Here is a 483-nt window from a genome sequence, read left to right as displayed (position 1 = left end):
CTGCTTTTAAATATTCAATCACCTCTGTTTTGTATAAGCCATTCACCGTTTCAGCCAGAGCATTATCGTATGAATCACCAGTTGTACCGACTGATGCTCGTAAATTTGCTGCTTCTAAACGATTGGTATAGCGAATAGAAAGATATTGAACGCCTCTATCGGAATGATGAATCACATTCTTTGGCATGCCTCGATCGTGCAAGGCTTGCTCTAATGCATCGAGCACCATATCTGTATTCATCCGTGTCGATACTTTCCATCCAACAATTGCTCGTGAGAACACATCAATAATAAAGGCGGTATAGACCCAGCCTGAATGAGTTTGAATATACGTAAAGTCACTGACCCATAATTGGTCAGGTCGATCAGCACTAAAATTACGTTTCACTAAATCATCTGCTCGTTTTTGGTCATCTCGGCTACGGGTGGTTTGTTTGTTCTTACCTCGCCAAACACCTTGTATACCTAGCTTTTTCATTAATC

Annotated in this window: 1 protein-coding gene; it reads right to left on the bottom strand. The window is 41.0% G+C overall.

Annotated features, from left to right (window positions below):
* On the bottom strand, positions 1–483 hold a 483-nt coding region (locus WFH18_RS17755), incomplete at both ends, for an IS3 family transposase (protein ID WP_336755402.1).

This window comes from Acinetobacter sp. USHLN143 (genome assembly GCF_037145695.1).
GTDB classification, from domain to species: Bacteria; Pseudomonadota; Gammaproteobacteria; order Pseudomonadales; family Moraxellaceae; genus Acinetobacter; species Acinetobacter fasciculus.
This window is presented reverse-complemented; position numbering and strand designations above follow the sequence as displayed.